This window comes from Methylococcus sp. S1M (genome assembly GCF_051295855.1).
Taxonomy (GTDB): domain Bacteria; phylum Pseudomonadota; class Gammaproteobacteria; order Methylococcales; family Methylococcaceae; genus Methylococcus; species Methylococcus capsulatus.
This window is the reverse complement of the sequence record NZ_JBPDXO010000002.1, coordinates 589,498-611,094: the sequence shown is the minus strand read 5'-3', so window position 1 is coordinate 611,094 and position 21,597 is coordinate 589,498. Positions and strand designations below refer to the sequence as shown.

The 21,597-nt window shown below is 62.3% G+C and carries 24 protein-coding genes; 7 read left to right on the top strand and 17 right to left on the bottom strand.

The window, feature by feature from the left end; genetic code table 11:
- Window positions 1-215: 215 nt before the first annotated feature.
- From ACSHWJ_RS06365 to ACSHWJ_RS06305, 13 genes are all read right to left on the bottom strand, one after another.
- Window positions 216-629, bottom strand: a complete 414-nt coding sequence (locus ACSHWJ_RS06365) for a hypothetical protein (protein WP_432539325.1) — start codon at window positions 627-629, stop codon at window positions 216-218.
- Window positions 630-631: 2 nt separating this feature from the next.
- A complete protein-coding gene (locus ACSHWJ_RS06360) occupies window positions 632-1,126 on the bottom strand; it encodes a hypothetical protein (RefSeq protein ID WP_432539326.1) in 495 nt (164 codons plus the stop codon).
- A 221-nt stretch (window positions 1,127-1,347) separates the two neighbouring features.
- Window positions 1,348-1,773, bottom strand: coding sequence for a single-stranded DNA-binding protein (locus ACSHWJ_RS06355; RefSeq protein ID WP_432539327.1), 426 nt, complete (start codon window positions 1,771-1,773; stop codon window positions 1,348-1,350).
- Window positions 1,770-2,672 carry a DUF3102 domain-containing protein gene (locus ACSHWJ_RS06350; protein WP_432539328.1) on the bottom strand — a complete coding sequence of 301 codons (903 nt, stop codon included), beginning with the start codon at window positions 2,670-2,672 and terminating at the stop codon, window positions 1,770-1,772. Before ACSHWJ_RS06350 ends, ACSHWJ_RS06355 begins: the two co-directional genes overlap by 4 nt.
- A gap of 11 nt (window positions 2,673-2,683) precedes the next feature.
- Complete coding sequence (locus ACSHWJ_RS06345; RefSeq protein ID WP_432539329.1) at window positions 2,684-3,376, bottom strand: hypothetical protein; 693 nt, start codon at window positions 3,374-3,376, stop codon at window positions 2,684-2,686.
- On the bottom strand, window positions 3,373-5,028 hold the full coding sequence (locus ACSHWJ_RS06340) for a DUF3987 domain-containing protein (RefSeq protein WP_432539330.1): 1,656 nt from the start codon (window positions 5,026-5,028) through the stop codon (window positions 3,373-3,375). The genes ACSHWJ_RS06345 and ACSHWJ_RS06340 overlap by 4 nt, the downstream gene beginning before the upstream one ends.
- Window positions 5,025-5,306 carry a hypothetical protein gene (locus tag ACSHWJ_RS06335; protein WP_432539331.1) on the bottom strand — a complete coding sequence of 94 codons (282 nt, stop codon included), beginning with the start codon at window positions 5,304-5,306 and terminating at the stop codon, window positions 5,025-5,027. The genes ACSHWJ_RS06340 and ACSHWJ_RS06335 overlap by 4 nt, the downstream gene beginning before the upstream one ends.
- Before the next feature lie 294 nt (window positions 5,307-5,600).
- Window positions 5,601-5,846 (bottom strand): hypothetical protein, encoded by a 246-nt coding sequence (locus tag ACSHWJ_RS06330; protein WP_432539332.1) that lies wholly within the window; start codon window positions 5,844-5,846, stop codon window positions 5,601-5,603.
- A gap of 91 nt (window positions 5,847-5,937) precedes the next feature.
- Window positions 5,938-6,384 carry a hypothetical protein gene (locus ACSHWJ_RS06325; protein ID WP_432539333.1) on the bottom strand — a complete coding sequence of 149 codons (447 nt, stop codon included), beginning with the start codon at window positions 6,382-6,384 and terminating at the stop codon, window positions 5,938-5,940.
- Complete coding sequence (locus ACSHWJ_RS06320; RefSeq protein ID WP_432539334.1) at window positions 6,377-6,844, bottom strand: hypothetical protein; 468 nt, start codon at window positions 6,842-6,844, stop codon at window positions 6,377-6,379. The genes ACSHWJ_RS06325 and ACSHWJ_RS06320 overlap by 8 nt, the downstream gene beginning before the upstream one ends.
- Before the next feature lie 306 nt (window positions 6,845-7,150).
- Entirely contained in the window at window positions 7,151-7,366 is a 216-nt protein-coding gene (locus ACSHWJ_RS06315) for a hypothetical protein (RefSeq protein ID WP_432539335.1), read from the bottom strand.
- 146 nt (window positions 7,367-7,512) lie between these two features.
- Window positions 7,513-8,262 carry a hypothetical protein gene (locus ACSHWJ_RS06310; RefSeq protein WP_432539336.1) on the bottom strand — a complete coding sequence of 250 codons (750 nt, stop codon included), beginning with the start codon at window positions 8,260-8,262 and terminating at the stop codon, window positions 7,513-7,515.
- A 95-nt stretch (window positions 8,263-8,357) separates the two neighbouring features.
- Complete coding sequence (locus tag ACSHWJ_RS06305; protein WP_432539337.1) at window positions 8,358-9,509, bottom strand: tyrosine-type recombinase/integrase; 1,152 nt, start codon at window positions 9,507-9,509, stop codon at window positions 8,358-8,360.
- A gap of 667 nt (window positions 9,510-10,176) precedes the next feature.
- Between ACSHWJ_RS06305 and ACSHWJ_RS06300 the strand changes: the two genes are divergently transcribed.
- The gene (locus ACSHWJ_RS06300) at window positions 10,177-10,593 is read left to right on the top strand and encodes a hypothetical protein (protein ID WP_017365406.1); all 417 of its coding nucleotides are present in this window, start codon (window positions 10,177-10,179) and stop codon (window positions 10,591-10,593) included.
- A gap of 155 nt (window positions 10,594-10,748) precedes the next feature.
- Here the strand turns inward: ACSHWJ_RS06300 and ACSHWJ_RS06295 are convergent, their stop codons facing one another.
- Both ACSHWJ_RS06295 and ACSHWJ_RS06290 read right to left on the bottom strand, forming a co-directional pair.
- Complete coding sequence (locus ACSHWJ_RS06295; protein ID WP_187148233.1) at window positions 10,749-10,895, bottom strand: hypothetical protein; 147 nt, start codon at window positions 10,893-10,895, stop codon at window positions 10,749-10,751.
- A 194-nt stretch (window positions 10,896-11,089) separates the two neighbouring features.
- On the bottom strand, window positions 11,090-12,040 hold the full coding sequence (locus ACSHWJ_RS06290) for a histidine decarboxylase, pyruvoyl type (RefSeq protein WP_017365404.1): 951 nt from the start codon (window positions 12,038-12,040) through the stop codon (window positions 11,090-11,092).
- 199 nt (window positions 12,041-12,239) lie between these two features.
- Between ACSHWJ_RS06290 and ACSHWJ_RS06285 the strand changes: the two genes are divergently transcribed.
- A complete protein-coding gene (locus ACSHWJ_RS06285; RefSeq protein WP_017365403.1) occupies window positions 12,240-13,112 on the top strand; it encodes a hypothetical protein in 873 nt (290 codons plus the stop codon).
- Between the two features lie 161 nt (window positions 13,113-13,273).
- Here ACSHWJ_RS06285 and ACSHWJ_RS06280 read toward each other — a convergent pair whose 3' ends face one another.
- Window positions 13,274-14,659 (bottom strand): ribonuclease J, encoded by a 1,386-nt coding sequence (locus ACSHWJ_RS06280; RefSeq protein ID WP_432539338.1) that lies wholly within the window; start codon window positions 14,657-14,659, stop codon window positions 13,274-13,276.
- 352 nt (window positions 14,660-15,011) lie between these two features.
- Window positions 15,012-16,337: an OmpP1/FadL family transporter gene (locus ACSHWJ_RS06275; RefSeq protein ID WP_282213227.1), complete on the bottom strand. Its 1,326-nt coding sequence runs from the start codon at window positions 16,335-16,337 to the stop codon at window positions 15,012-15,014.
- Between the two features lie 462 nt (window positions 16,338-16,799).
- Between ACSHWJ_RS06275 and ACSHWJ_RS06270 the strand changes: the two genes are divergently transcribed.
- Genes ACSHWJ_RS06270 through sfnG form a run of 5 tightly spaced genes read left to right on the top strand, consistent with a single transcriptional unit; the run spans window position 16,800 to window position 21,595 of the window.
- Window positions 16,800-18,140: an OmpP1/FadL family transporter gene (locus ACSHWJ_RS06270; protein ID WP_282213228.1), complete on the top strand. Its 1,341-nt coding sequence runs from the start codon at window positions 16,800-16,802 to the stop codon at window positions 18,138-18,140.
- A 32-nt stretch (window positions 18,141-18,172) separates the two neighbouring features.
- Window positions 18,173-18,733 carry an NAD(P)H-dependent oxidoreductase gene (locus ACSHWJ_RS06265; protein ID WP_282213229.1) on the top strand — a complete coding sequence of 187 codons (561 nt, stop codon included), beginning with the start codon at window positions 18,173-18,175 and terminating at the stop codon, window positions 18,731-18,733.
- Window positions 18,734-18,742: 9 nt separating this feature from the next.
- Window positions 18,743-19,927, top strand: coding sequence for an acyl-CoA dehydrogenase family protein (locus tag ACSHWJ_RS06260; RefSeq protein ID WP_266021881.1), 1,185 nt, complete (start codon window positions 18,743-18,745; stop codon window positions 19,925-19,927).
- A gap of 13 nt (window positions 19,928-19,940) precedes the next feature.
- Window positions 19,941-20,486: an OsmC family protein gene (locus ACSHWJ_RS06255; RefSeq protein WP_282213230.1), complete on the top strand. Its 546-nt coding sequence runs from the start codon at window positions 19,941-19,943 to the stop codon at window positions 20,484-20,486.
- Between the two features lie 11 nt (window positions 20,487-20,497).
- Window positions 20,498-21,595: a dimethylsulfone monooxygenase SfnG gene (gene sfnG, locus ACSHWJ_RS06250; protein WP_282213231.1), complete on the top strand. Its 1,098-nt coding sequence runs from the start codon at window positions 20,498-20,500 to the stop codon at window positions 21,593-21,595.
- Window positions 21,596-21,597 lie beyond the last annotated feature (2 nt).

Sequence of the window (21,597 nt, the reverse complement as noted above, 5' to 3'; positions counted from 1 at the left end):
GAAGGACTCGAAGCGGTGGCGCAGTAAGTCGACGTTTCTGCGCTGCTCTGCGGCCTCGGTGGTCGCCAAGTTCATCGCCGCTTCGAGCTGGGCGTGGCGGCGCTCGAGGGAGCGAAGTTTTTGGAGGTTGAGTTGCATTGGTCGGCTCCATCTGTGGTCGATGAAACACAGTTTCGCATTAAAAAACAACGGGTTGAATAGTCTGCAAGCCGTTGTCAATGACCGTTTGCGATGGTGTAGCGGATGGTCGTCAAGCCGGTCGGCGGATCGCCGTCAGCGGCTTCGATCACGTTCAGCAGCAACTCGTCCATCCGACTGCGGGCGGTGCATCTCGGCCAGGTGCGGAGTAGGCGCAGCAGCTCGGCGCGGATCGTCTTGGCCTTCGAGTAGGGCGTGCTTTCGTTGGGCAACAAGCCAGCGGCCTCGATGATGGCTCGGCGGATGCGGGCATGGCGAACGGCATCGCGAAGGCCGCGAGGGCATGCGTCTGGAACGCCAAGGCCGGCAGAGAGTGAATCAGCGGTGCCGGCCAGGTAGCGACGGAGCCCGTCCCGGAGCCAGGCCAGTGACTCAGGGGCGGGGTGGTCGGATTCCAGCAGGGCGAGAACGTGTTCGGCGGGGCTGGGCATCGTCACTCCTGCGGCTGATACGGGTGCGCCTTGATGAACTCTCGGACCTCATCGGAATCCATCAGCTCTCCAAATGCCTGATGGAGTTCCAACTTCAGCGACGATTGTCCGGGGCCGTATCCCATGAAGCCCTCGATTCCATAGGCGATGGCAAGCATGATTTCACCAAGGGCCGAGACCAGCGCCGGCCCTTCAAGGCCGTATCGGTCGCGCAAACTGCCGCCCGCGATGGCCAGAAACGGCGCCCCTGGATGTGTCAGGCAATTAGAAAACAGAGACTCAAGGACGCTGGTCGCGCGTGCTGTAGCTTCGGGGTCCATGACTTTCATGATGTCGCCGAAGTTGTAACGCGCCAGAACGCGGCCATCCTTACCCCGCCTAGAAGTGACTGGCTTAATGCCGGCGGCGCCGATTCGCTTCAGGACCGTGCGGACGTCATGCCCAAGCGCCTTGGCGGCAGCTTCGGGGGTAACAGGTTCAAATGGGCTATTTACCATGGTCATACCTCTTTGAGTGGATAAAAAACAACAGGAGCATCATAGGGGCCGAAATTTATGGAAAAACCGCGAGTTTGCGTACCCGTGGCGACATACCCTCCGGGAAGAACCTATCGATTCCGCCGGTCGCCCGTGTTGCAACTGCGCCACATCACTGTTGCGTATCCGCAACGCGGGCAGGCAGGGTTTGTGGATGTTGGTGTCGTCATCATGGTGGGCGCTCAGCCGAAAGGAATTTCGTCATCGAACGGCAGGTCCTCTGCCTGGTGTGCTGGCCCAGGCCGGCCGTAAGCCTGCCTCGCGTCGAACTGCCTCGAGTCAGGCTTGGCCTGCCGCGGCTGCCTGGTCCGGGGCTTCGGCTTCAGCGGCAAGATGCTGCTCGCGGTGATGTCCAGCGAAACCCGAACCTCGCCTCCTTTCTCGTAGGTGCCGGGCTTCAACCTGCCTTGAGCCGCGATGGAATCGCCGGCATGGCAGCGCATCAGTTCTTCACAAGCCGTAGCGTCGAACGCAATCAGGCTGGCCCACTGCGTTTCTGAGCCGTCCTGAATTTTCAGGTTAGCGGTGACGAACACCTTGCCGCTGCTAGACGTGCGCTGCACGGGGTCGCGGTGCAGCTCGCCGGTCAGAAGTGCGTAGATGCTCATTGCAGCACCCTCAGCTTGCGGTCTTCCTCGAGAACGATGGCGTTAAAGATGATGTCGGTGGTGTCCATGTCCACCTCGGCCCGGTCGCGGTCAAGGCCGATGGCAACTCTTGCGTCATTGAAGGCTCGGGCTATCCATTTAACGAAATCGCAGCCGCTAGCTCTTATGGCACCCATGTCAACGGTCTCGCGGCTTCGCCACATTCGAGCCAAGACATTGAGCGCCGGCACGGTGTGACTCATGTCTTCGCGCTCGGCGTACCTCATTGCGCTGTCGATTGAGTCCGCGGTGACGGCAGCCACAAGCGAATCGACATAGCCGCGATACGTCGCCACGAACGCGATGGGGTCGGTGGCGTCGATTTCGTCCATCTCATTCCATGTGGTGAACCTCACGGGCGGACGCGGGCTTAAGATCAAGTCGATTTCGTAGTGGTCGAAGCCGGTGGTCCGCTCGATTTCGTCATTCGTCTTGCCGTCCGCGAACAGCAGCCAGACCAGTGCCGCCTCGATGTCTGGCCATTGCGCCAGGCCGCGGATGTCCTCGATGGGTTGGGACAATATCGGCCTCGATGTCGGCGCCGAGATTTCGGCGGGCTTGGGCTGGGACAGCTCCTTGAGTGCTCGGCGCAGCGGCAAATCGGCAACGCGTTGCCATTTTGCCGGGTCGAGTCTGGCAAGACGCATGTAGCCTCTGGCTGTGCGTTCGCTCATCTCGAAGTTCTCGGTCAGCCAGGGCAGCCATTGCCCGTGTGGCACCGCGGACTTGGCCTCGGCTAGCAGTAGGCCAGCCTCGCGGGCGTGCTCCAGCGCGGCGGCAGCAGCGGAAGTAGCAGCCTCGTGGTGGGCGCGGATTGCGGCAGCCAAGGCGATAAGGTCAGATTTGATGATGTCGTTCACGGTGGTGTCCTCTATTTGGTGATGGCCGTCTGGCCGCGGGTGTCGGTGCGGCTGATCGGTGCCCATTCGCGGCAAACCTTCATGTCGTCGGTCCACCACATGCCGCAGCTCGGCGGGTCGTCTCGCTGGTCGCAGCGGACCAGTGCGGCGTGTTGGGTGGGCTGGGCGTGCAGGCAATCCGAACAGCACTTCGGCGTGTCGAGTCGCCAGAACTGAGCGCCCGGCATCGCAGCAATCTGCCCGCTGAAAGCGGCTTCGTCCCATCGGTGCGCCGGTACGCGCATATCGAACTGCATGCGCCCGGTGCCGAAGCTGCCCTCGACGCGGACCGTGATGGTGGACTCCGCGTCTTCCTGCTCCGGCATGGGCGGTTGCTCCAGCCTTGCGGTGTCGAGCCAGGCTTGGCGCTTCGCCGGGTCTTGGCAGTCCGACCATAGGCGGTCCCAGTCCTCTGGCGAGTAGGACCATCTGAGACCCATCGCAATGAGCGTGCCGCGCTCGGTGTCGGTCAGGTCGGAGGGTTGGGTAGCCTCCTCTTGCTGCTCCTTCAACGCCGCGATGAACTCGGACTTCCGGCTGCGCAGCAAGTCCTTGTAGAAGGTCGGGCAGCCGGGAGGAACTCGTACCTTGAGCCGGTCGCCGTGCAACTCCAAGACAAAGCCGGAATTGCGCATGGCGCCTATAACGTCGGTCGTGGCGCTCATATGACAATCTCCTCGGCGTCGGGGAAATGCTGCTCTATCCCACGGATGACCTTCCAGGCCGGTTTCGTCCATGTGCGCCGGGGTGCGGGCTCGTCGTTTTCTACGGAGCCTTGCGAACTCTGCGAATTGTGCGAAATGTCAGAAGTGGCGCGGCTTCCATGTATTTCGCAGTCGTGCGAACTCTGCGAATTGTTGGAATTCCTTCCTCCGTCCTGCGACCTCATTTCGCTCATTTCGCAGTCGTGCGAATTCTCTGAAGGCCGCGCCGCGTCTCTCGTTTCGCTGAATTCGCGCATTTCGCACGTGGCTCTTGAAACCAGGCGATAAACCTTGGTCTGGCTGCCGCGTTTCCCGTCCGGCCTCGGAACCTCGAATAGCTCAATTCGCGGCGGGGTCGAGACCATCAGTGCTTGAAGTGCGTCATCAATCTTCTTGGCCGGTAGGTGCCGCATGAAACATTCAGCGCTAATCTCTGTTCGCGTCGCGCCGGCCGGCTTCGCAGTCAAGAAGGTGAGAATCTTTCGCGCGTTGTCAGCACGATCCTGAGACGCTGCGGCGTCGACCTTCGCCGAGAAGATGAACCGCACCGACTGCCGCCAGTACCGAACCCACGCCAGCGCTGCATCTAGGTGACAAGGCTGGATGACCAAAACCTTGTCCATGATCGCGAACAGCATCGCCAGGCGAAGCGCATATGGAGCTGCCCGCTCCATCAAGCCGGTGAGCACATCCGACGCCTCGGAACGTGTCAGTTCCTTCGTGTAAGCTTCCGCGTAGAGCCTGGACGCCTCATCGCTCAGCATCATGCGCCGCGTGTCCTTCGCCGCCGGGTATCCGCCCTTGGCCCACAGAACTACATCTGCGACGCGGCCGGCCAGGTCGTGCACCGTCGCGTCCGATGTCGGCTCGGGGAAGGGAACTGAGCCGGTCTTCTCGGCCCAGAAGATCAAAAAGCGATTCGCGAAGCCGTTCGTCAACTCTCTGGATTCGAGCATGGACAGCAGCTCGCCAGGGGTAACACAGGCATGGAGTCCGATGTGCGGATTGCTCGCCCAGATCCGGCAGCTCTTGATAGCCGGCCGGATCGATACGCCGTCCCAGGCATCGCGAAGGGCGGCACTCAAGGTGTTGCCGTCGCGCTTGCCCTGGTGCAAAACGTTGGCGAACTCGCTCTCGACCACCCACAGCCGCTTATCCTCGATTGCTGGAAATTCCTCCTTCCCTTGGGTGTATCCATCGTGGATCAGCAGCGCCAAACCTTCGCGAGTGGAAAGTCCTCCGCTATGTGACTGGCCCAGGGCGCCGGCATGAACATCGCGCATGCGTCGCTGTATTCGGCGGACGAGCGACATGGAATCGCCCTTGCGCCCGCGTCCGGTGCGGCCCACGTGCAGAGTGAACGCTCTGCCGTGGTGCCAGGTGTTCCCGACAGGGAGGAACAGGTCGCGGCCTACGTTTGCGCCCAGGAAGGACAGGAAGCACGCCCCTGCGGCCACAGGATTAACCTCGGTGCCGGCCGCCGAAATTCGGGCCACATCGCCGGCCAGTCCGTATAGCATCGCTGGGTCGGGTTTCGGCGGAGGGACGTTGGTATCAATGCCGGCCTCGTGGGTGCCGTGGATGTCGAGAAACTCAATGCGCGGTGCGCTCATGCGTCCGCCCTCCTAGCATAGCTCGACCAGCGCCCGACGATGTGCGGGCAGCCTGCCGCCAGCAGAGCGCGTGCTATCTCGCGTTCCTCGTCTGCGGTGAGACAATCCGTGGTGTCGATGATCAACGCGTCCGGCCAGCCGCTCAAGTCTGGCATGCGGTACATTGACGGGTCTGGGTTGGGCAACAAGATGGCGTAGCTGATGTTCTTGCGGTCGAACAAGCTCCAGCCCTTGCGACCGACGATCACCAGCAGGCTGCGGTCTGGTCGCGGCCGCAAATTTTTTGCATACGGAGGCAGCCTAACCGGTTGCGGTCTGTGGTCCGCCTGTGGATAATTTTTATCGTGTCGCTTTCTTTGAGCTGCGCCAGGTTTCGGCCCTGGCGTGGCTCCTTCATTCAGTATCATCTCTAGTTCCTCAGTAGTTAAGCTTCTCCCGCTCCCCCGATGAAACTTATGTGCGCCCCGCAATAGTTATACAGGGCGCGATATACTAATTACCTTTCTTTCGACGCCACTTCCGCTTTGATTTCCGGTTTTGGCGCGACGGTTTTTGATAAGGGTCTGGCCTGGTCAAAATTCCGGCCTCCATCCCTGCTCAATCTCGCGAACCGCTTCGTCGTAAGCCATCCGCTTGCGCTCGGCTGCCGGAAGTCGCTCGGCTGCTTGCTCCTCGGCTTCGAGTTCCTGCAAAACCGTGGTAACCATCCGACCGATCACAACCTCCATTGAGAGCTTGTTCTCGCGCGCCAGGGTCCGCACCTTGTCTGCTTCGGTTTTGTTTAGCCGGATGAATAACGATCTGGTTTCATCGCTCATCGCGCAGCCCCCGCGATCAGCTCGGCAATAGCCTCGACCACGCGATCAGCGCCGAGTGCGGCGAATATCAGAAACAAGGATTCACTCGCGTTCATAGCTGCTTTCTCCTCACAGCACTGAATGCGGCCTCATATTTGAGCGCCGCAGCGACGGCATATCCAAGCAAAAAGCGGTAATCGTCGTCTCTGGAAAACGCGTGATCCTCGGATGCCATCTCACCAATCGCTTCACATAGCTCTGAGCAATTACAGAGCGTATCCTCAGGAGATGTGCTGCTTATTATGGGATTGATTTTTGCGGCTATTTCGCGGGGGATATGGCCGATTTCGTATCTATCCGCTGGACTAGGTTCTTCCTCGGCTTCGCCAGGCTGCCAGGATATAGCCTTAGCCCATACCGCATGGTCGCCGGTAATGCCGTCTCCGACTAAATCGGCGATTGCGTCCTCGATGGAGTTGAATTTAGTATCTGGCAGGACGGCCTTGATTTGAGCAATCAAGTCGGTGTCGAGGCAAACAAGGACTGGGGTCTTAGCCATTGCTGCGACCCTCCGCGGCGGCGGCTTCCGTGCTCAGGTTCAAAATCACTCTGGCGGGGTTTTTGGTTTTCTCCAGCGCCGCATGGGCGGATTTAACCTTGCGCAGTATCTCGCGCAGCTCGGATATTGCGGGGTAGTAGCTCACCAGGCCATCGGCCAGCGTGACAAGATTCTCCAGACGGTCGGCGATGTCGTAGATGCTGCCGTTTAGCTGATCGGCGTCGGACTGAGACAAAGCCGCGCCTGGCAATTGCCTAAGCCGAGCTTGAGTATCCGGGTTGCCTACTTGGCCCCAGAGATACCATCCCTCCTGGTTGGTATTGGGCATCTGGCCCCGGACATGTATTTCTCCGCTTGTAGTAATGCGGACGTTTTCCTGGCCATATTCAGCGGCCAGGATGATGCGGATGCGGGATTTGGTTATATTGCCCTGGTTCGGGCGAGAGGTATTACTGGCCATGATGGCCTCCTGTTGATTTTCTGAAGTTGACGATCCTTCGGGTGAAGGGTGCCGGGAGGTTCAGAACGGCCAACAGACCGCGGGCGGTATTACCCCGTAGGGCTATTTCCGCCCCCTCCCGACTTGGAACTCGGGGAGGGCACGCCTGGATTTCAGGCGCAAAAAATCCGCAAGGCTTTCGTGTGCGGGGTACGCTGTTGGGGAGTTTCTGACGCTCCGTGCTGCCCATGATGCCAGCATCGTGCTCGATGTCAACCCAGCAGATCATCTCCGCGCCGGCCGGGTGGTGAGGGATGGCGTGGGCGATCATGCGGCCTCGCTCCCGGCGGTAATGGCTCCGGCAGCTTCCAGTCGCGCCGCCCACTCTTGTGCTGCGGCAGCGGAAATCAAAGGCTTTGCCCCGACTCGAACGGTTCGCGGGCGCTGCTCCGGGGCGAACTTGTAGTACATCGCTTTGCTGATTCGGTGAATACGGCAGAACTCCGGAATCGTCATCATCGGCGGGAGGGCTTCAACTTGCATGCGCATTCTCCTGGACTCGTAACAACCCGCATGAACTTCATGCGGCTCGGGAGAAAGCGTACAAGAGGGGTTCCCCGCTATTTCCCGTCTATTCGGAAATCACGATAGCGGGGTGATAGCGGGGAAATAGAAGGGAAATAGCGGGTCTAGGTGGCGTTCCGGATGTTAGATAGCAGCTTTTCGAGCCTCTTCCTTGTCATAGAATGGGTCTTCCCTCTGGAATCTTCCCATAGCAGGGCGTCGTTCTTGACGTCGAAGAACGTGCCGCTCGGGTCGTTCTCCAGAAAGAAGAAAACCTCATCGGTCGTTGGTTCTCGGTGCTTCGCCTTCAGCAGTTCAGCGCGGGCTGATTCGATGGCGGCCCGGTTCCGCTGAATGCGGCGTCTCCGTCCGCTGCCGTCACCCTCCACGGTCAAATTTGGCGCCTGTGTTCCAGCAGGCTTTACGGTAAAGCATTCGGTAGGTTTTCCGGTGAAGCGTTCAGAAAACTCCGCTTCAAAGCGCTCGACTTCGTTGATTAACACTACATCATCGAAGCCACCTTCTCTCTTGATGATGCTTTCCTTCCTGTTTATCGCGTCATCAACGGATTCTCCGTCCAATAGATAAGTAAATGCCTCATATTCGTAAGGATCATGCTCGGACAGCTCATATTCCGCGATCTTTTCATAGTACTCGTTGAGGTCTTTGCATGCCGTTATAGCTACGCGAGAAATAGAGGGGGGCCTTCCTTGTTTTTTCCATAAGTCGAAATCAAAGCTCTTTGCCACGATCCGATGAACAAGGCTAAGTTCCCCTAATTCGACCAGGTGCTTTATGTCGTCAACCTCGCATTTCCAGTGAATTGCAAGCTCGTCAAGTGTGAAATACTTGCGGATCGGCGTGAATTTAGGCATGCCCATAATCTCATAGGGTCATCTCAAAAAGGTGCCGCGTCGGTGGGTGAGATAACCCGTTTCGCCCGGCCAAGGCTAGACGCGGCAATTCTGTTTCAAGCTTTCGTTTTGCTGCTCCGGCTCAGTCGGGTAACTTTCGGCTTTGAAGGCGATTCGAGCGCCGGCAGATTGGCGCGGAGCTGGTCAGCGACGAAAGAGGGTTTCAGGTGGGCGTAGTGCCGCACCGTCATCCGGGTGTCGGCGTGTCCCAGCGCCTCGGCAATCACCTGGTCCGGTACTCCGCGGGTGGCAAGGAAGCTGGCATAGGTATGCCTCAGGTCGTGAAACGAAATCGCGGGAAGAATGCCGGCGATCCCGCAAGCGTCCTTCATGCGCCGGTGCTGGTGGTCCCGCTGCCATGGCAGGCCATCGGCCCGCGTGAATATCCGTGCATCGCCAGGCCGTCCGGTGGTCCACTGCTCGAACCATGCCCGGCCCTCGTCGGTCAGGGGTACGTGTCGCGCCTTTCCGGACTTCGAGCGCCGCACGTAGACTGCGCCGGCATCCGCGTCGAAGTCATGCGCCTGCATCTGGATCAGCTCACCATACCGGCATCCCGTTGCCAGGGCGCCGCGCACCAGTTCCCGGAAATCCGGCTCGCATCCGTTTAGCAATCGGCGGGCCTCATCTTCCGATAGATAGCGAATCTTCGGCGCGTCGGCGGAACGGAAAGGGCGGACGCGTCGCCATGCGTCGTCACTGGACGCCTTGCCTGCCCGGTAGGCGTGATTCAAGCTGGCCTTCAGGATCGTCAGGATTCGGTTTGCCGATGCCTTCCGCTTCCGCACGGCTTCGTGGTCGCTTCGGTCGATGGGCGTCTCGTTACCGCGGCGAAGCACTGGCGCCCTGGTCAGCCCGATCAGCCAGGTGTTGATGGTCTCGGCGCGGAGGTCCTTCACCAGCAGTTTGCCCAGCTTCGGCAGGATATGCCGGTCGATGGCGTATTGTGTTTCTCGGGGCGCTCGTCCCTCGCGGGCATAGTGCCCTTCCATGTAGTCCTGGACGGCATCGGCGACGGTGTATTTGTCGGCTGGCTTGTCGTGGGCCTTCAGATCCTCCGCGAAGTTCAGGGCAGCGGCGAAGGCTTCTTTATAGGACAGCACATCGGTGCCGTTCGAGTCGGCGAAGTCGTCAGCCGTGCCGAGCGTCTTCTTGATGTACGCCGCGCCATCGATGCGGCCTACGCTGCGGGCGGATACGCGGGCCATCCATACGCCGCCGGTCGGGTTCTTCCGGTAGCCGATGAACAAGCCGGGTTGCAGTTGCTTCCAGAACGGTTCACGGTCTTTGGGGGCCGGAAGGCGAAGGCGGGCTTCTCGGGTCTCAAGTCGGGCATCGCGGGGTAGTCGAGCCATAGCTGGGGGAAAATTGGGGGAAAATCCCGGTGTGGATTTCGGTGTCCCAGTATAAACTCGAATGGACGGAAGTGAATAGAAACAATAGCTTGTATGGACTGAAATGCACCGCTATGGAGCCGAGATTATCCCTCTCACGGCGGCGACGGGGGTTCGAATCCCCCTGGGGACGCCATGACTTCACCGGGCTGAAGTGCCGAGGCCGCCCGTCCATGACGGATGCGCTCCGGGCTTTTTGGCCGACATCCTCCTTCCATTTCCATGTTGGCCAATGTCGTGATCTCCGGGTGACCGGTGTCGGCCCGGCGTTGCCGTCGAGCTTCTGTCCTGCTCGAAACGGAAAACGAGTTCTTGAACGGGCGAAGGTCCCCGGGTCCAGAACGTCGGACGTTCCGGGGTCTGGCGGTCGACGAACCCGGAGCTGCTCCCGGCCGCGCCACCTGTTGATAGAATCCATGCGGGCCGGTCGCCAATGGTGAAAAGCCCATTTCCTATGCCATCCACAGACGCAGGAGGAATCATGAATCACAGATATTCGGGCGCGATTTTGGGTTTGGCCGGCGTGCTGTTTGGCATTGTGGTTCACGCTCGGGGGTTTGGGGGTGCAGTGCAGCAGTCCTCACGGGCGGCGCAACAGGAACGCCAGCAGAGCGCGGAGCAGATGCAGCAATCCCGACAGCAGAACCTCCAAGGCATGCAGGAGTCTGCGCAACAGAACCGGAATGCGAACCAGCAAAGCCGTCAACAATATTCGGCGGAAAAGACTTATCAGCGTCAGCTGACGGGGTCGCAGGTCCATGGTCAGCGGGCACGGGCATACGATGACGTCCAGGAAAATATCCAGCAGACGGAGAAGCGACGGGGAGCCGCGATGTTGCTGGGCGGAGCGTTACGCGCAAAGCAGATGCAACAGCAGCAAGCGCAGCCACAGCAGTAGGAATCCAGAACCGCCAAAAGAAGCCCGCAGTCGCACGAAGCCACTGCGGGACTCTGGAAATTCCCGCCCATCCCGGCAAGATTGCCACGCCGGCGTGAACCAGGGGGGGTGTCACGCCGTAGCCCGTTTTTGGTCTGGTCCGAACGTGGCGGGCTTCAGTGTGTAGGGAAAGATTTACGGGATGATGTCGCCCGTATGGCGATCAGGAGAAGGTCCGGCTCGATCGGAAATTCCGGCTTGTCGAAGCCGGTGGTGTCCAGAGCGGACGGTACGGACCGAAACTTCGGCATCACCGCGTTCATGGGGCATCCTCTGCACGTCGCCGGGACCGGGATCGCCGCGGTGACCGACGCTGTCCTCGTGGTGCCTATGCCCTTCGAACATGAGGGTTGACGTCGTGAATGTACGGCAAGGAAGCCGCCGGTGAGCCGCCAGCGGGTTTCCGAGCTTCAAGGGTGGCGGCCGGCCGGTGAAAACCGGCCTCTGGACGCTCCGTTCACGGGCGCTCTTGAACCGTCCGCTCCCAATCGTAAATGCCCATTTCCAGGAGTTTTTCGGGGCCTCCAGGCGGAACCGCGTTGTTCGCGAGAACGATGTAAGGAGCTGTGGCCATGGCGTGACCGATGGAGCCCGGGGGGACGAACTCATGTTTCACCACCACGAAAATTTCCCGGTACCTCACGCCCTGATTCGCTCCGACGCGCAGCACGCTCTTTGCGAGATTCCGGCGTATCAGGCGAAAGTAGTGTTCCCCTGGCGGGTTTCGGCCGGATCGGCCTCGATGTTTGCCGCACAGCTCCATGATCGCGCTTGCGTCGGTAGCGCGATGCGCGGCGATGGCTATGGCGACGCCGCACCAGACCGTTGCCGGGCCCGGTGCCGTGATCTCCTTGTGGGCGGCGATGACCTGAGCACCGGGGAGCAAAGGAAAACGCGGGGCATCGCGGGTGCCCAGGAGACGCGCTGCCGCGTCCAGAAGCGGATCGGCGGGGTAGACAGGGGTGCCGCCCGTCTTGGACTCCCCAATCTCGAACAGTTTGCGTTCGCCGATCTCCGCTGCCTTGGCAACGTCATATCCCCAGATGGCTCCATTGACGCCGACGAAGGACGAGGCCACGATGAGGTTGATTTGTCCCAGGTAAGCCCCGTTCGCTTCCGCGCGATCGAAAGCCAAGGTTCCGTCCAGACCTTCCCCGGTTTGTCCGGTTATGGCCAGTTCTCTTCGTGTCTGGCCGGTGTGCAGAGTGATCAATGCGATATACCCCAGGCCGCTGGCGCCGGGATTGCCGTAGCCGTCGGAATGGGCGGGGAAGGGACCAACCGCGCCTTTGACGACCTCCGGGAGTGACAAAGCCGGCGGCACTCGAGGAAGCCCCGCCGGGGGATCGTTTCGTGCCGGAACGCCGGAGAAGACCGGCGTCAGTCCGTCCAGGACGGCCAGAAGCACTGCGAGGGCCGTCTTCGCGTAAGGGACGGTTCGAGCCGGATTTGCAAGATCTGTATCCACTTTGAGTCCCCCTCTGAGCCGGCGGTGGTGGAATTGTCCACGAAGTTGCAGTGAGTTTACCGAACCGGAGCCTTTTTCGGTTGACGCCCGCCGGTCTTGGCTTCACGCTGACGCCATTGGCGATACACACCCACCCGCTATGGCTTCCGAAAATACTTTCCTGCCCGCGGATCTCGTGGAAACCGATCCGCTACTCGGCGTCCTGCGGCTGGCGGCATTGTCGGCGGGCTCGGACGGGCCGCCGGACGACGCCACGCTGGATCTCATGTTCGAGCGGATGCCGGCCGGCCGGATTGACGATGAACTTTCAGCCGCAGCATGGCGTGAGCTGGCCCGTGGCCTGATGGGGCAAAGACCTTCGAACATGTTGGTCGCGCTTTCCGGCTGTGGCGCGTTGGGGCGGGTGTTGCCGGAGGTGGCGGCCCTGTTCGGCGTCCCGCAGATAGCGGACGATCCGCCCCAGGTCGATATCGGCCAACACCTGCTGCGCGTCCTGGACGAAGCGGCCCGCTGCAACGCGCCGCTGCCGGTCCGGTTCGCCGCGCTGGTGATGCACGTCGGCAAGTCGGACTCACCGCCCGAGCACCTGCCGGTTCACTACCGCCACGTCGAGCGGGGACGCCCGCGCATCGATGCGCTGTGCCAACGTTTCGGCGTGCCTGAAGCGTGCCGTGAACTCGCGTTGTTGGCACTGAGCGAATGCGAGCGGGTGCACCGGGTCACGGAAGTGCGTGCGGGGCCCATCGCCGCAATGCTGGAGCGGGTCGGGGCGTTCGACCGTCCGGATCGCTTCGGCCAACTGCTGATGCTCTGCGCCTGCGACTACCGCGCCTACCGAGGACATGCCGCCGGAGAATATCCCAAGGCTGCTCTGCTGCGCACCGCTTTGAGTGCCTGCGCCGGTGTCGAGCAGACCCACGGCTCCCCGGGCGCGGAGGAGTTGCAGGAGGCCCGCGCCGCGGCGATCGCCAGAGTCTTCCGGTCGGAACGCTGGTCGAGCCCGGGAACATAGGGCGCCTGGCATACGGCGGCAGGGAGGTACACGCCGCAGTCCTTGACGACAGGGACGGCGTCCGTGACGTTCCTGATCCAACGCAACCAGGTCCGCGGTCATGCAAAGCCTTCCAGCCTCATCGCCGGCGCCTCCGCCCCCTGCGTCCGGCACCTGGCCGATCAGTGCACCTTTGTGCGCATCTCCCGCAGGATATCCTTGGGCACCGGAGCCAGCCGGCCGTCGGGCTGGACAAAGAGCCGCCCGGTTTCGATCTCGTCGAGTTTCTGTATGCCCGCCCGGCTCAAGCGGCAGATGTCGCCGTTTTGGACGACGCAGGCGTGCGGAACGTGGCAGGCGGCCGCTAGTTCCGCATTGGCGGCGAGATGCCTCGGCGTCCCGTGCACCGGAATCACCGCCGGCGGCTGGACCCACTCATAGAGCCGGCGCAGGTCTTCTTGGGCGGGATGGCCGGATACATGCACCATCGCCTCGGCGTCGGTCACCAGGTGGACACCGGTTTCACGCAGGCGCTGATGAATCCGTGCAACCGCGCGCTCGTTGCCGGGTATCACCCGTGACGAGAAGACGACGGTATCGCCGGCGTCCAGCAACAGGTCGCGATGCAGGTCCTGGGCGAGCCGTGCCAATGCCGACCGGGGTTCGCCCTGGCTGCCGGTGCAGGCAGCGAAGACCTCGCTGCGGGGCAGATGCCCGATGTGGCGGGCTTCCACGAGTTCGGGCAGATCGTCCGGCCAGTGGCCGGTAGCGCGGGCGACGGCCACCATGTGTTCCATCGCCGGGCCTGCCACGCCGAAGCGCCGGCCCAAGGTCCGGGCGACCCGCGCCAGGGTGACGAGGCGCGCGATGTTGCTGGCGAAGGCCGTCACGACGATGCGTCCCGCCGCCTCCGCTCCCAACGCCAGCAGCGGTTCGTACAAGTCGCCCTCGAAGCCGGTGCGGCCGGGGACCATGGCGTTGGTGGAATCGCAGACCATTGCCAACAACGGTTCGCGCCGAAGGGCGGAAAGCCGGGAGTGGTCGTAGCCGCGTCCCACCACGGGGCGGTCGTCCAGTTTCCAGTCGCCGGTATGCAGGACGGCGCCGACGGGTGTGCCGATCAGCAGCGTATTGGGTTCCGGGATGGAATGCGTCATGACGATGTATTCGACCGCGAACGGTCCGATCCGGAACCGTTCTCCGGGGGAGACTTCGACGAGCGGCGCGTCGTCGATTCCGGCGCGCGCGAGCTTGGTTCGCGCCAACGCCGCAGTGAAGGGAGTCGCATAGACCGGACAGCGCAGCCGTTTCCAGAGGTAGGGCAGGGCACCCACGTGGTCTTCATGGCCGTGGGTCAGGACGATGCCTGCGAGACGTTCGCGGCGGGCCGCGATGAACGCCGGGTCGGGCATCATCACGGCATGGTCCGGGAAATCGTCGCCGCCGAAGGTGATGCCCATGTCCACCGCGATCCAGGCGCCGTCATGGCCGTACAGCGTCAGGTTCATGCCGATTTCGCCGGTTCCGCCCAGGGGCAGGAAGAGGCACTCGCCGCGGGCGGGGATCATGAGATACTCAAAGCCGCTCTATATTTTTGGAAAATCCGCCGGGGCGCGGACTGCTTGAACACGATACGGCCAGGGGGCGCCGGCGGCTCCATTCCGCCGTCTACCGCCCGGCAAGCGCGGCCCGCCGACTGAACAGGCTCACGGGCACATACCGGATCATTCTAGCGCGCCGCAACCGGCGCCGCAGCATGTGACGAGGGCGAGCCGGGAAGATTCGCTTCCTAAATCCCAACCGCCGAAAGCCCAGGATATGAGCTTCGGAGATGTCGTGACTTCGGACCTCAAAAAAAGAATCGGTGGCGTTCACCCGAGGTGAAACCCGCCACCGAGAGTCGAGGAGGAGTGCCGCAAACTAATCGAACCGGTAGACCACCTGGGCCGATACCGAATTCTCGGCCAGCCGGTTGGTGACACTGGTGCCCGGAATCGGCTGGTTCATCGCCGGATAGCCGGGTCCGCCGCTGCTGATGAAAGATCCGGAGACGTCATTCTGGAAGGCGTGGTAATAGGCGAGGTTCAACTCCAGGGCGGGCGTGAAATTGAAGCCCCCACCCAGCGTCAGGTGATGTTGAACGATGGCCGGCGCGAAGACGTTGAAGAACTGCTGGTCCGAAGGAATGGGATTGTCGCTGTAGTTGTACCCTGCCCGCAGGGTGAACCGGGGCGTGATCCTGTATTGCGCCCCGAGCGCGACCGTCCAGATGTTCTCCCAGCCGAAGCCCTGGACGTAGGGGCCGGACGCCGAAGCCGCAAAATTCTTCTTCTCGAAGCCGTTGGTCCCGCTGTAATTGATCCACTTCAAGTCGGCGGCGAGGATCAGGTCCTCGACCGGTTTGTAGCTCAAGCCGCCACCGACGATCATCGGGTAATCGAGCTGGAACTGGAATTTGGCCGGCGTGCCGTTCGGATACTGGGAATTCCAGCCGAAATCGCTGAACCACTGCGGGCTCTTGAAACTCAAGCCCAGTGCCAGATTCGACAGCGCCTGGTAGGTTGCGCCGACGGTGAATCCCTGACCCCAGCTCGTCGCTGCGTGCGAGCCGCTGGGATAGCCCGAGGCATTGGGCGGCGTGGCCGGCCAGGGGTCCACGGCGAGCGAAGCCCAGTCCAGATTGAAACCGACACCTACAGAAAAATCCCGGTTGAGCCGGTAGGCGATCGAAGGCGTGATCTGCATCAGCTGGTAGTTGGAATAGATCGAACCGAACCCGCCGAATTGCTGCGGCACCGCAAGCGGGTTGAAGTTGCCGCTGGCATTGGGCAGGTTCGCCGGGTAATCCACCCCGAAGCCGCCAATCCCCAGCGCGGTGAAGCCGAAGGTCCAGTCCTGGTCGATCTTGTAGGCCAAGCCGACGCTGGGGATCACCGCTTCCCGCGTGCTGCTGTCGACCCTGCCCGATGCGAACGGCGTCGAAGCCGAAAAGCTGCGGTCGGGAATGAACAATTCCGCGCCGAATTCGACCGAATCCTTCTCCAGGAACGAAATCGAAGAGACGTTGTTGTAGTTCGAGCCGATAGCGTCGATGGAGGTCGCGATGCCGGCGCCGCCCATGGCCTGGTTGACCGAACCCACCCCGTGCAGCACGTGGCCGTCCGTCGCCAGGACCGGTACCGACGCCAGCAGGCCCGCCGCGAACCCGATCAATCGCCACGCCGAAGATGATATGCGCTCTCGCATGCTTGTTTTTCCTTTGCAGATAAGGGCTAGACCCGGAAAAAGCCGACAAAAAAGCCAGCGGTTCGCTAGAACGCGCTGGCTTCCGGCGGACCGGTCGGCTCGGCTGTTGGGAGGGCAATGTATCCGAATTCTTAAATTCCTTAAAAGACTAAAAACGAATATTTTTATTCACAAATAACAGTGTCCCAAATACGGCGGTGCGACGCCAACTTCCGTTTCAGCCGGGCTCTCGAAGTCCCGGCGACATCTGCCGCCACAGCGGCAACCCGAACGCACCGTTGCCGTTGCAGCGGCAGCCACGTCCATCAAAGAACCACACGGGTTAATATTTATCAATGAGTTAGACAGTGGCACGAACGCTGCGATATCCCCTGCAAGCGATCTGTGCGCCGGCCGTTTCCGCGAATCGGCGGGAAAGCCGGCGCATCCGAATCAGGACTACTCAAGCAAGGGGAAAACAGCATGCACACGACAAAACGGCTCACAGGGGCGCCCGGAATCTATCTGCTGGCGGCCAACGCGCTGGTTTCGACCTCGGCCTACGCGCTGAATACCGGCACCGACCTCAACCTGAGCATGAAGCCGATCGCCGGCGGCATGGCGGGCGCGGCCTATACCAACCCGCAGGAAGTCTCGGCGGCCCTGTTCGGCAACCCCGCCACCCTGACCCGGTTCAAGAGCGTCCATTTCGAGATCGGTGCCGGCTTGCTGGAACCGAACGTCGACAATACCCAGACAAATAACGGTTACAGCCATACCTCGACCAGCGCCGCCCGCAACTACGTGATACCGGACGTGGCGGTGAGCGGCGAGGTGCTGCCGGGATTCGTGCTGGCGGGCGGCATCGGCGTGGATTCCGGTCTGGGCGCGGACTACCGGACCAGTCCGGTCAATGCCGGCGCAGGGCTGGGATTGGGCGGCGCCGGTGCCGGCGGGGCGGCCACGCTGCCTCTGGTGGTGGAGTTGCTGTCCTTCAGCGGCAATCTCGGCGCGGCCTGGGAAGTCACTCCGGATCTGTCCCTCGGCGCGGCGCTGACCCTGGGCTTCGGCTTGGGCCAGCTCGGCACTACCGGCAGCACCACCGGCCTGCAGGGGCTCTCCGGCAATTTCGGCGGCACCACCTCCAGCGTGCACAACATCTCGCTGCGCGGCGCGCTCGGGGCCACCTACAAGGTCGCGCCGGAATGGACCCTAAGCGCCTCGATCAAGAGCCCGTTGCAATACGACTACCACAGCATCCTGTCGACCACCGTCAACGGCTACGACCAGTATCAGTCGGTGAAGGTGGCGCAGCCGCTCGAAGTCACCTGGGGCGTCGCCACCGACATCGTTCCGAACCTCCTGCTCGAAGTCGACGTGGCCTGGAAGAACTGGTCCAACGCCGCGCTTTACCAGGACATCTATCAGGACCAGTTCCTGACCATGCTGGGCGGACAGTACACGCTGGACGCCTGGCAGTTCCGGGCGGGCTACAGCTATGCCTCCTCGCTGCTCTTGAACAGTCCCAACGGCTCGCTGGGCGGCCTGGACGGCGTCGGCACCCTGCCGCTGAACACCGCCGTACCCGGCGTCCTGGCGCAGAACGACCTGACCAAGGTCGTGCAGACCACGCTGGCGCCGGTCATCTGGCAGAACACCCTGACCGTGGGACTGGGCTATGCCTTCACCCCGCATTTCCGGCTCGACGGTTTCGGTGCCTATGCCTTCAGCGAAAACACCAGCCGCTCCACGCTGGCGCTGGGCAACTATCAGGTCACCGCCAGCGAGTGGGCCATTGGCGCCGGCGCCAATTTCAGCTTCTGACATCTACCGTTCCATCACCCGACAGGTATTTCATGAGTACGTTAAAAACCGTGGTCGTATCCGGCAATCTGGGCTCGCCTTCCAAGACCCTGGCGCTGGCCGGACAGATCGTGGAGGCGATCCGCCGCCATGCCGCGACCGAGGCCGAGATACTGCAACTGGCGGAACTCGCCCCGGTGGTGGGCCCCGCCCGCAATCCCAACGAACTGGGTAGCGTCGGCAAGGCGGCGCTGAACTCCATTGCGGCAGCCGACATCCTCATCGCCGTCACCCCCGTCTACAAGGGGGCCTACACCGGGCTGTTCAAGCATCTGTTCGATCTGCTCGACCCCAAGGCCCTGAACGAAAAGCCGGTCATCCTCGGCGCCACCGGCGGCGGCGACAAGCACGCACTGATCGTCGAACACCAGCTGCGGCCGCTGTTCGGCTTCTTCGGTGCATTCACCGTGCCGTCCGGCGTCTATGCCGCCGAGCAATTGTTCGACGGACAGCGCTTCGCCGACCCGGTGCTCCTGGAGCGCATCGAAGCCGCCGCCCGCCAGGCCGTCGGCATCGCCCTCAATCAAACCCTTCCTGCCACCCAAGCCGCCTGAGAGAAAACCATGTCAGCACACGACTACGACAAAATCCGCAGCGAAATCCGCAGCCTGGTCGACGAGGTCATCCGGCCCAACGCCGAGAAGATCGACCGCGACGGCATTTTCCCCCGCGAAAACCTCAACGCCCTGGGCAAAGCCGGCTGGAACGGCGTCCTGATCCCCAAGGAATACGGCGGCCTGGGGCTGGACCACGTGGCTTTCTCCATCGTCGCCGAAGAAATCGGCCGGGCTTGCGCCTCCACCGGCCTGGTCTACGTCATGCACACCGGCGCGGTGCAGACCATCAACCTGTTCGGAAACCACGACCAGAAGGAACGTTGGCTGAAACCGGCACGGGACGGCCTGCTCGGCACCTACTCGACCAGCGAGAAAGCCTCCGGCGGCCACTGGTGGTTCAACTTCAGCGAAGCCGCGCGGGACGGCGCCGAGTATTACCGCCTCAACGCCGAAAAATCCTTCACCACCAGCGCGGGCCAGGCGGATTACTACCTGTTCCAGACCCGCTCCCCCGGCGCCAAGGGGCCGACCGACATCAGCTTTTTCATCGTCGACTCCAAGCTGGATGGCATTTCCCACGGCGGCTGGGAAGCGCTGGGCGTGCGCGGCAACCACAGCGGCCCGATCAGCTACCGCGACGTCAAAATCCACGCACGCGACCGCCTGGGCGAGGAAGGCCAGGGCAAGGACATCGTCTACCACGGCGTTTCGCCGGTCTATCTGATCGGACTCGGCTCGGTCTGGCACGGCGTGGCACGGGCCGCCCTGGAGAAAGCCTCCGAACATCTCACCGGCACCCATCACCGCGATTTCGACAAGAAGCTGTCGGATTACCAGGTGCTGCGCCAGCAACTGGGCGAGTCGAAGGTGCTGGTGGAGAGCCTCCGGCCCTGGCAGACCGAACTGGCAAGGCGCCTCGACGACTTGCAGGCCGCCGGCCAGCCGCAGGGGCAGATTCTCATCCCGCTCACCGAATTCAAGGTGCACGCGGCCGAGGTCGCCAACATCTCGGCGCGCAACGCCCTCGACGTCAGCGGCGGCTACGGCTACAAGCGCGGCCCGCTGGAGCGCATCTTCCGCGACGCCCGCGCCGGCATCGGCATGGGACCGTCCAACAACATCGCCCGCGAATGGATCGGCAAGACCCTGGTCGGGCTGCCGCTCGAACTGTTCGAGGCGGGCGGCGAATAACCCGGAGGCCGAAATGTCACAGGAAACCCTGAAAGCGGCATTGGGAAACGCCATCGCCGGCTTGCAAAAAAATCCGGCCAGTGCGCGCCTGGTGTTCAGGGCGAAGACGCGATGGCTCGACGGGGTGCGCTGCTCCGCCGAAGTACGCGATTTTCCGCCGCTGATCGTCGATGAGCCGGCCGAACTGGGTGGCGGCGACACCGCCGCCAACCCCGTCGAACTGCTGCTGGCGGCGCTCGGCACCTGCCAGGAGATCGTCTATGCCGCCTACGCCGCGGTCATGGGCATCCCGCTGGAGGCCGTCGAAGTCTCGGCGAAGGGCTACCTCGATCTGCAAGGGCTTTTCGGCCTGAGCGATTCGGTGCCGGCGGGCTACCAGAAGATCGTTTTCGAAACCGTCATCGAGAGCTCCGCAGACCCCGAAACGATCCGGAAGCTGGTGGCGGTCGTGGAAGGGCACTGCCCGGTGCTCGACACCCTGACCCGGCCGGTCGAGGTGGAGGGCGCGGTCACGCTCAATGGCGCGCCATTGAATGTTTCCATCAGCAACGCCGCATGAGGACAACCGATATGAGCCATTCCGTTCAACCCGTCAAATTCGCCTACTGGGTCCCCAACGTCAGCGGTGGCCTGGTCATCAGCAAGATCGAGCAGCGCACGAGCTGGGACATCGATTACAACCGCAAGCTGGCGCAACTGGCCGAGCGCAACGGCTTCGAATACGCCCTCAGCCAGATCCGCTTCACCGCCGGCTACGGCGCCGAGTACCAGCACGAGTCGGTGTCCTTCACCCACGCGTTGCTGGCCGCGACCGAACGCCTGCGGGTGATCGCCGCCGTCCTGCCGGGACCCTGGCATCCAGCCCTGCTCGCCAAACAGGTCGCCACCATCGACCACCTGACCGGCGGCCGCATCGCCGTCAACGTCGTCAGCGGCTGGTTCAGGACCGAATTCACCGCCATCGGCGAGCCCTGGCTGGAACACGACGAACGCTACCGGCGCTCGGAGGAGTTCATCCGGGCGCTCAAGGGCATCTGGACCCAGGACCGGTTCACCTTCCTCGGCGATTTCTACCGCTTCCACGACTATTCGCTGAAGCCCAAACCCCTGCACCAGCCGCACCCGGAAATCTTCCAGGGCGGCAGTTCGCGGGCGGCGCGAGACATGGCGGCGCGGGTGTCGGACTGGTACTTCACCAACGGCAATACCGTCGAAGGCATCAAGGCGCAGGTCGACGACATCCGGGCCAAGGCGGCCCAAGAGGGACGCACGGTGAAGATCGGCGTCAACGCCTTCGTGATCGCCCGCGACACGGAGGCCGAAGCCAAGGCGGTGCTGGCCGAGATCATCGACAAGGCCGACCCGGAGGCGGTCCGGGCCTTCGGCCACGAGGTACGCGAGGCCGGCAAGGCCTCCCCCGAAGGCGAGGGCAACTGGGCCAAGTCCAGCCTCGACGACCTGGTGCAGTACAACGACGGCTTCAAGACCAACCTCATCGGCACTCCGGAACAGATCGCCGCACGCATCCTGGAACTCAAGGCTGTCGGCGTCGACCTGGTGCTGAGCGGTTTCCTCCATTACCACGAGGAGATCGAATATTTCGGCCAAAAAGTCCTGCCTCGGGTGCGCGCGCTGGAAGCCGGAAGCGCCGGCAAGGCCGCGGCCTGAGG

Bases quoted from the DNA above. Each gene is read 5' to 3' on its own strand.
- ACSHWJ_RS06365 (WP_432539325.1), bottom strand. From the start codon at position 629: ATGCCCAGCCCCGCCGAACACGTTCTCGCCCTGCTGGAATCCGACCAC.
- ACSHWJ_RS06360 (WP_432539326.1), bottom strand. From the start codon at position 1,126: ATGGTAAATAGCCCATTTGAACCTGTTACCCCCGAAGCTGCCGCCAAG.
- ACSHWJ_RS06355 (WP_432539327.1), bottom strand. From the start codon at position 1,773: ATGAGCATCTACGCACTTCTGACCGGCGAGCTGCACCGCGACCCCGTG.
- ACSHWJ_RS06345 (WP_432539329.1), bottom strand. From the start codon at position 3,376: ATGAGCGCCACGACCGACGTTATAGGCGCCATGCGCAATTCCGGCTTT.
- ACSHWJ_RS06340 (WP_432539330.1), bottom strand. From the start codon at position 5,028: ATGAGCGCACCGCGCATTGAGTTTCTCGACATCCACGGCACCCACGAG.
- ACSHWJ_RS06330 (WP_432539332.1), bottom strand. From the start codon at position 5,846: ATGAGCGATGAAACCAGATCGTTATTCATCCGGCTAAACAAAACCGAA.
- ACSHWJ_RS06325 (WP_432539333.1), bottom strand. From the start codon at position 6,384: ATGGCTAAGACCCCAGTCCTTGTTTGCCTCGACACCGACTTGATTGCT.
- ACSHWJ_RS06320 (WP_432539334.1), bottom strand. From the start codon at position 6,844: ATGGCCAGTAATACCTCTCGCCCGAACCAGGGCAATATAACCAAATCC.
- ACSHWJ_RS06315 (WP_432539335.1), bottom strand. From the start codon at position 7,366: ATGCAAGTTGAAGCCCTCCCGCCGATGATGACGATTCCGGAGTTCTGC.
- ACSHWJ_RS06310 (WP_432539336.1), bottom strand. From the start codon at position 8,262: ATGCCTAAATTCACGCCGATCCGCAAGTATTTCACACTTGACGAGCTT.
- ACSHWJ_RS06305 (WP_432539337.1), bottom strand. From the start codon at position 9,509: ATGGCCCGCGTATCCGCCCGCAGCGTAGGCCGCATCGATGGCGCGGCG.
- ACSHWJ_RS06300 (WP_017365406.1), top strand. From the start codon at position 10,177: ATGAATCACAGATATTCGGGCGCGATTTTGGGTTTGGCCGGCGTGCTG.
- ACSHWJ_RS06295 (WP_187148233.1), bottom strand. From the start codon at position 10,895: ATGAACGCGGTGATGCCGAAGTTTCGGTCCGTACCGTCCGCTCTGGAC.
- ACSHWJ_RS06285 (WP_017365403.1), top strand. From the start codon at position 12,240: ATGGCTTCCGAAAATACTTTCCTGCCCGCGGATCTCGTGGAAACCGAT.
- ACSHWJ_RS06280 (WP_432539338.1), bottom strand. From the start codon at position 14,659: ATGATCCCCGCCCGCGGCGAGTGCCTCTTCCTGCCCCTGGGCGGAACC.
- ACSHWJ_RS06275 (WP_282213227.1), bottom strand. From the start codon at position 16,337: ATGCGAGAGCGCATATCATCTTCGGCGTGGCGATTGATCGGGTTCGCG.
- ACSHWJ_RS06270 (WP_282213228.1), top strand. From the start codon at position 16,800: ATGCACACGACAAAACGGCTCACAGGGGCGCCCGGAATCTATCTGCTG.
- ACSHWJ_RS06265 (WP_282213229.1), top strand. From the start codon at position 18,173: ATGAGTACGTTAAAAACCGTGGTCGTATCCGGCAATCTGGGCTCGCCT.
- ACSHWJ_RS06260 (WP_266021881.1), top strand. From the start codon at position 18,743: ATGTCAGCACACGACTACGACAAAATCCGCAGCGAAATCCGCAGCCTG.
- ACSHWJ_RS06255 (WP_282213230.1), top strand. From the start codon at position 19,941: ATGTCACAGGAAACCCTGAAAGCGGCATTGGGAAACGCCATCGCCGGC.
- sfnG (WP_282213231.1), top strand. From the start codon at position 20,498: ATGAGCCATTCCGTTCAACCCGTCAAATTCGCCTACTGGGTCCCCAAC.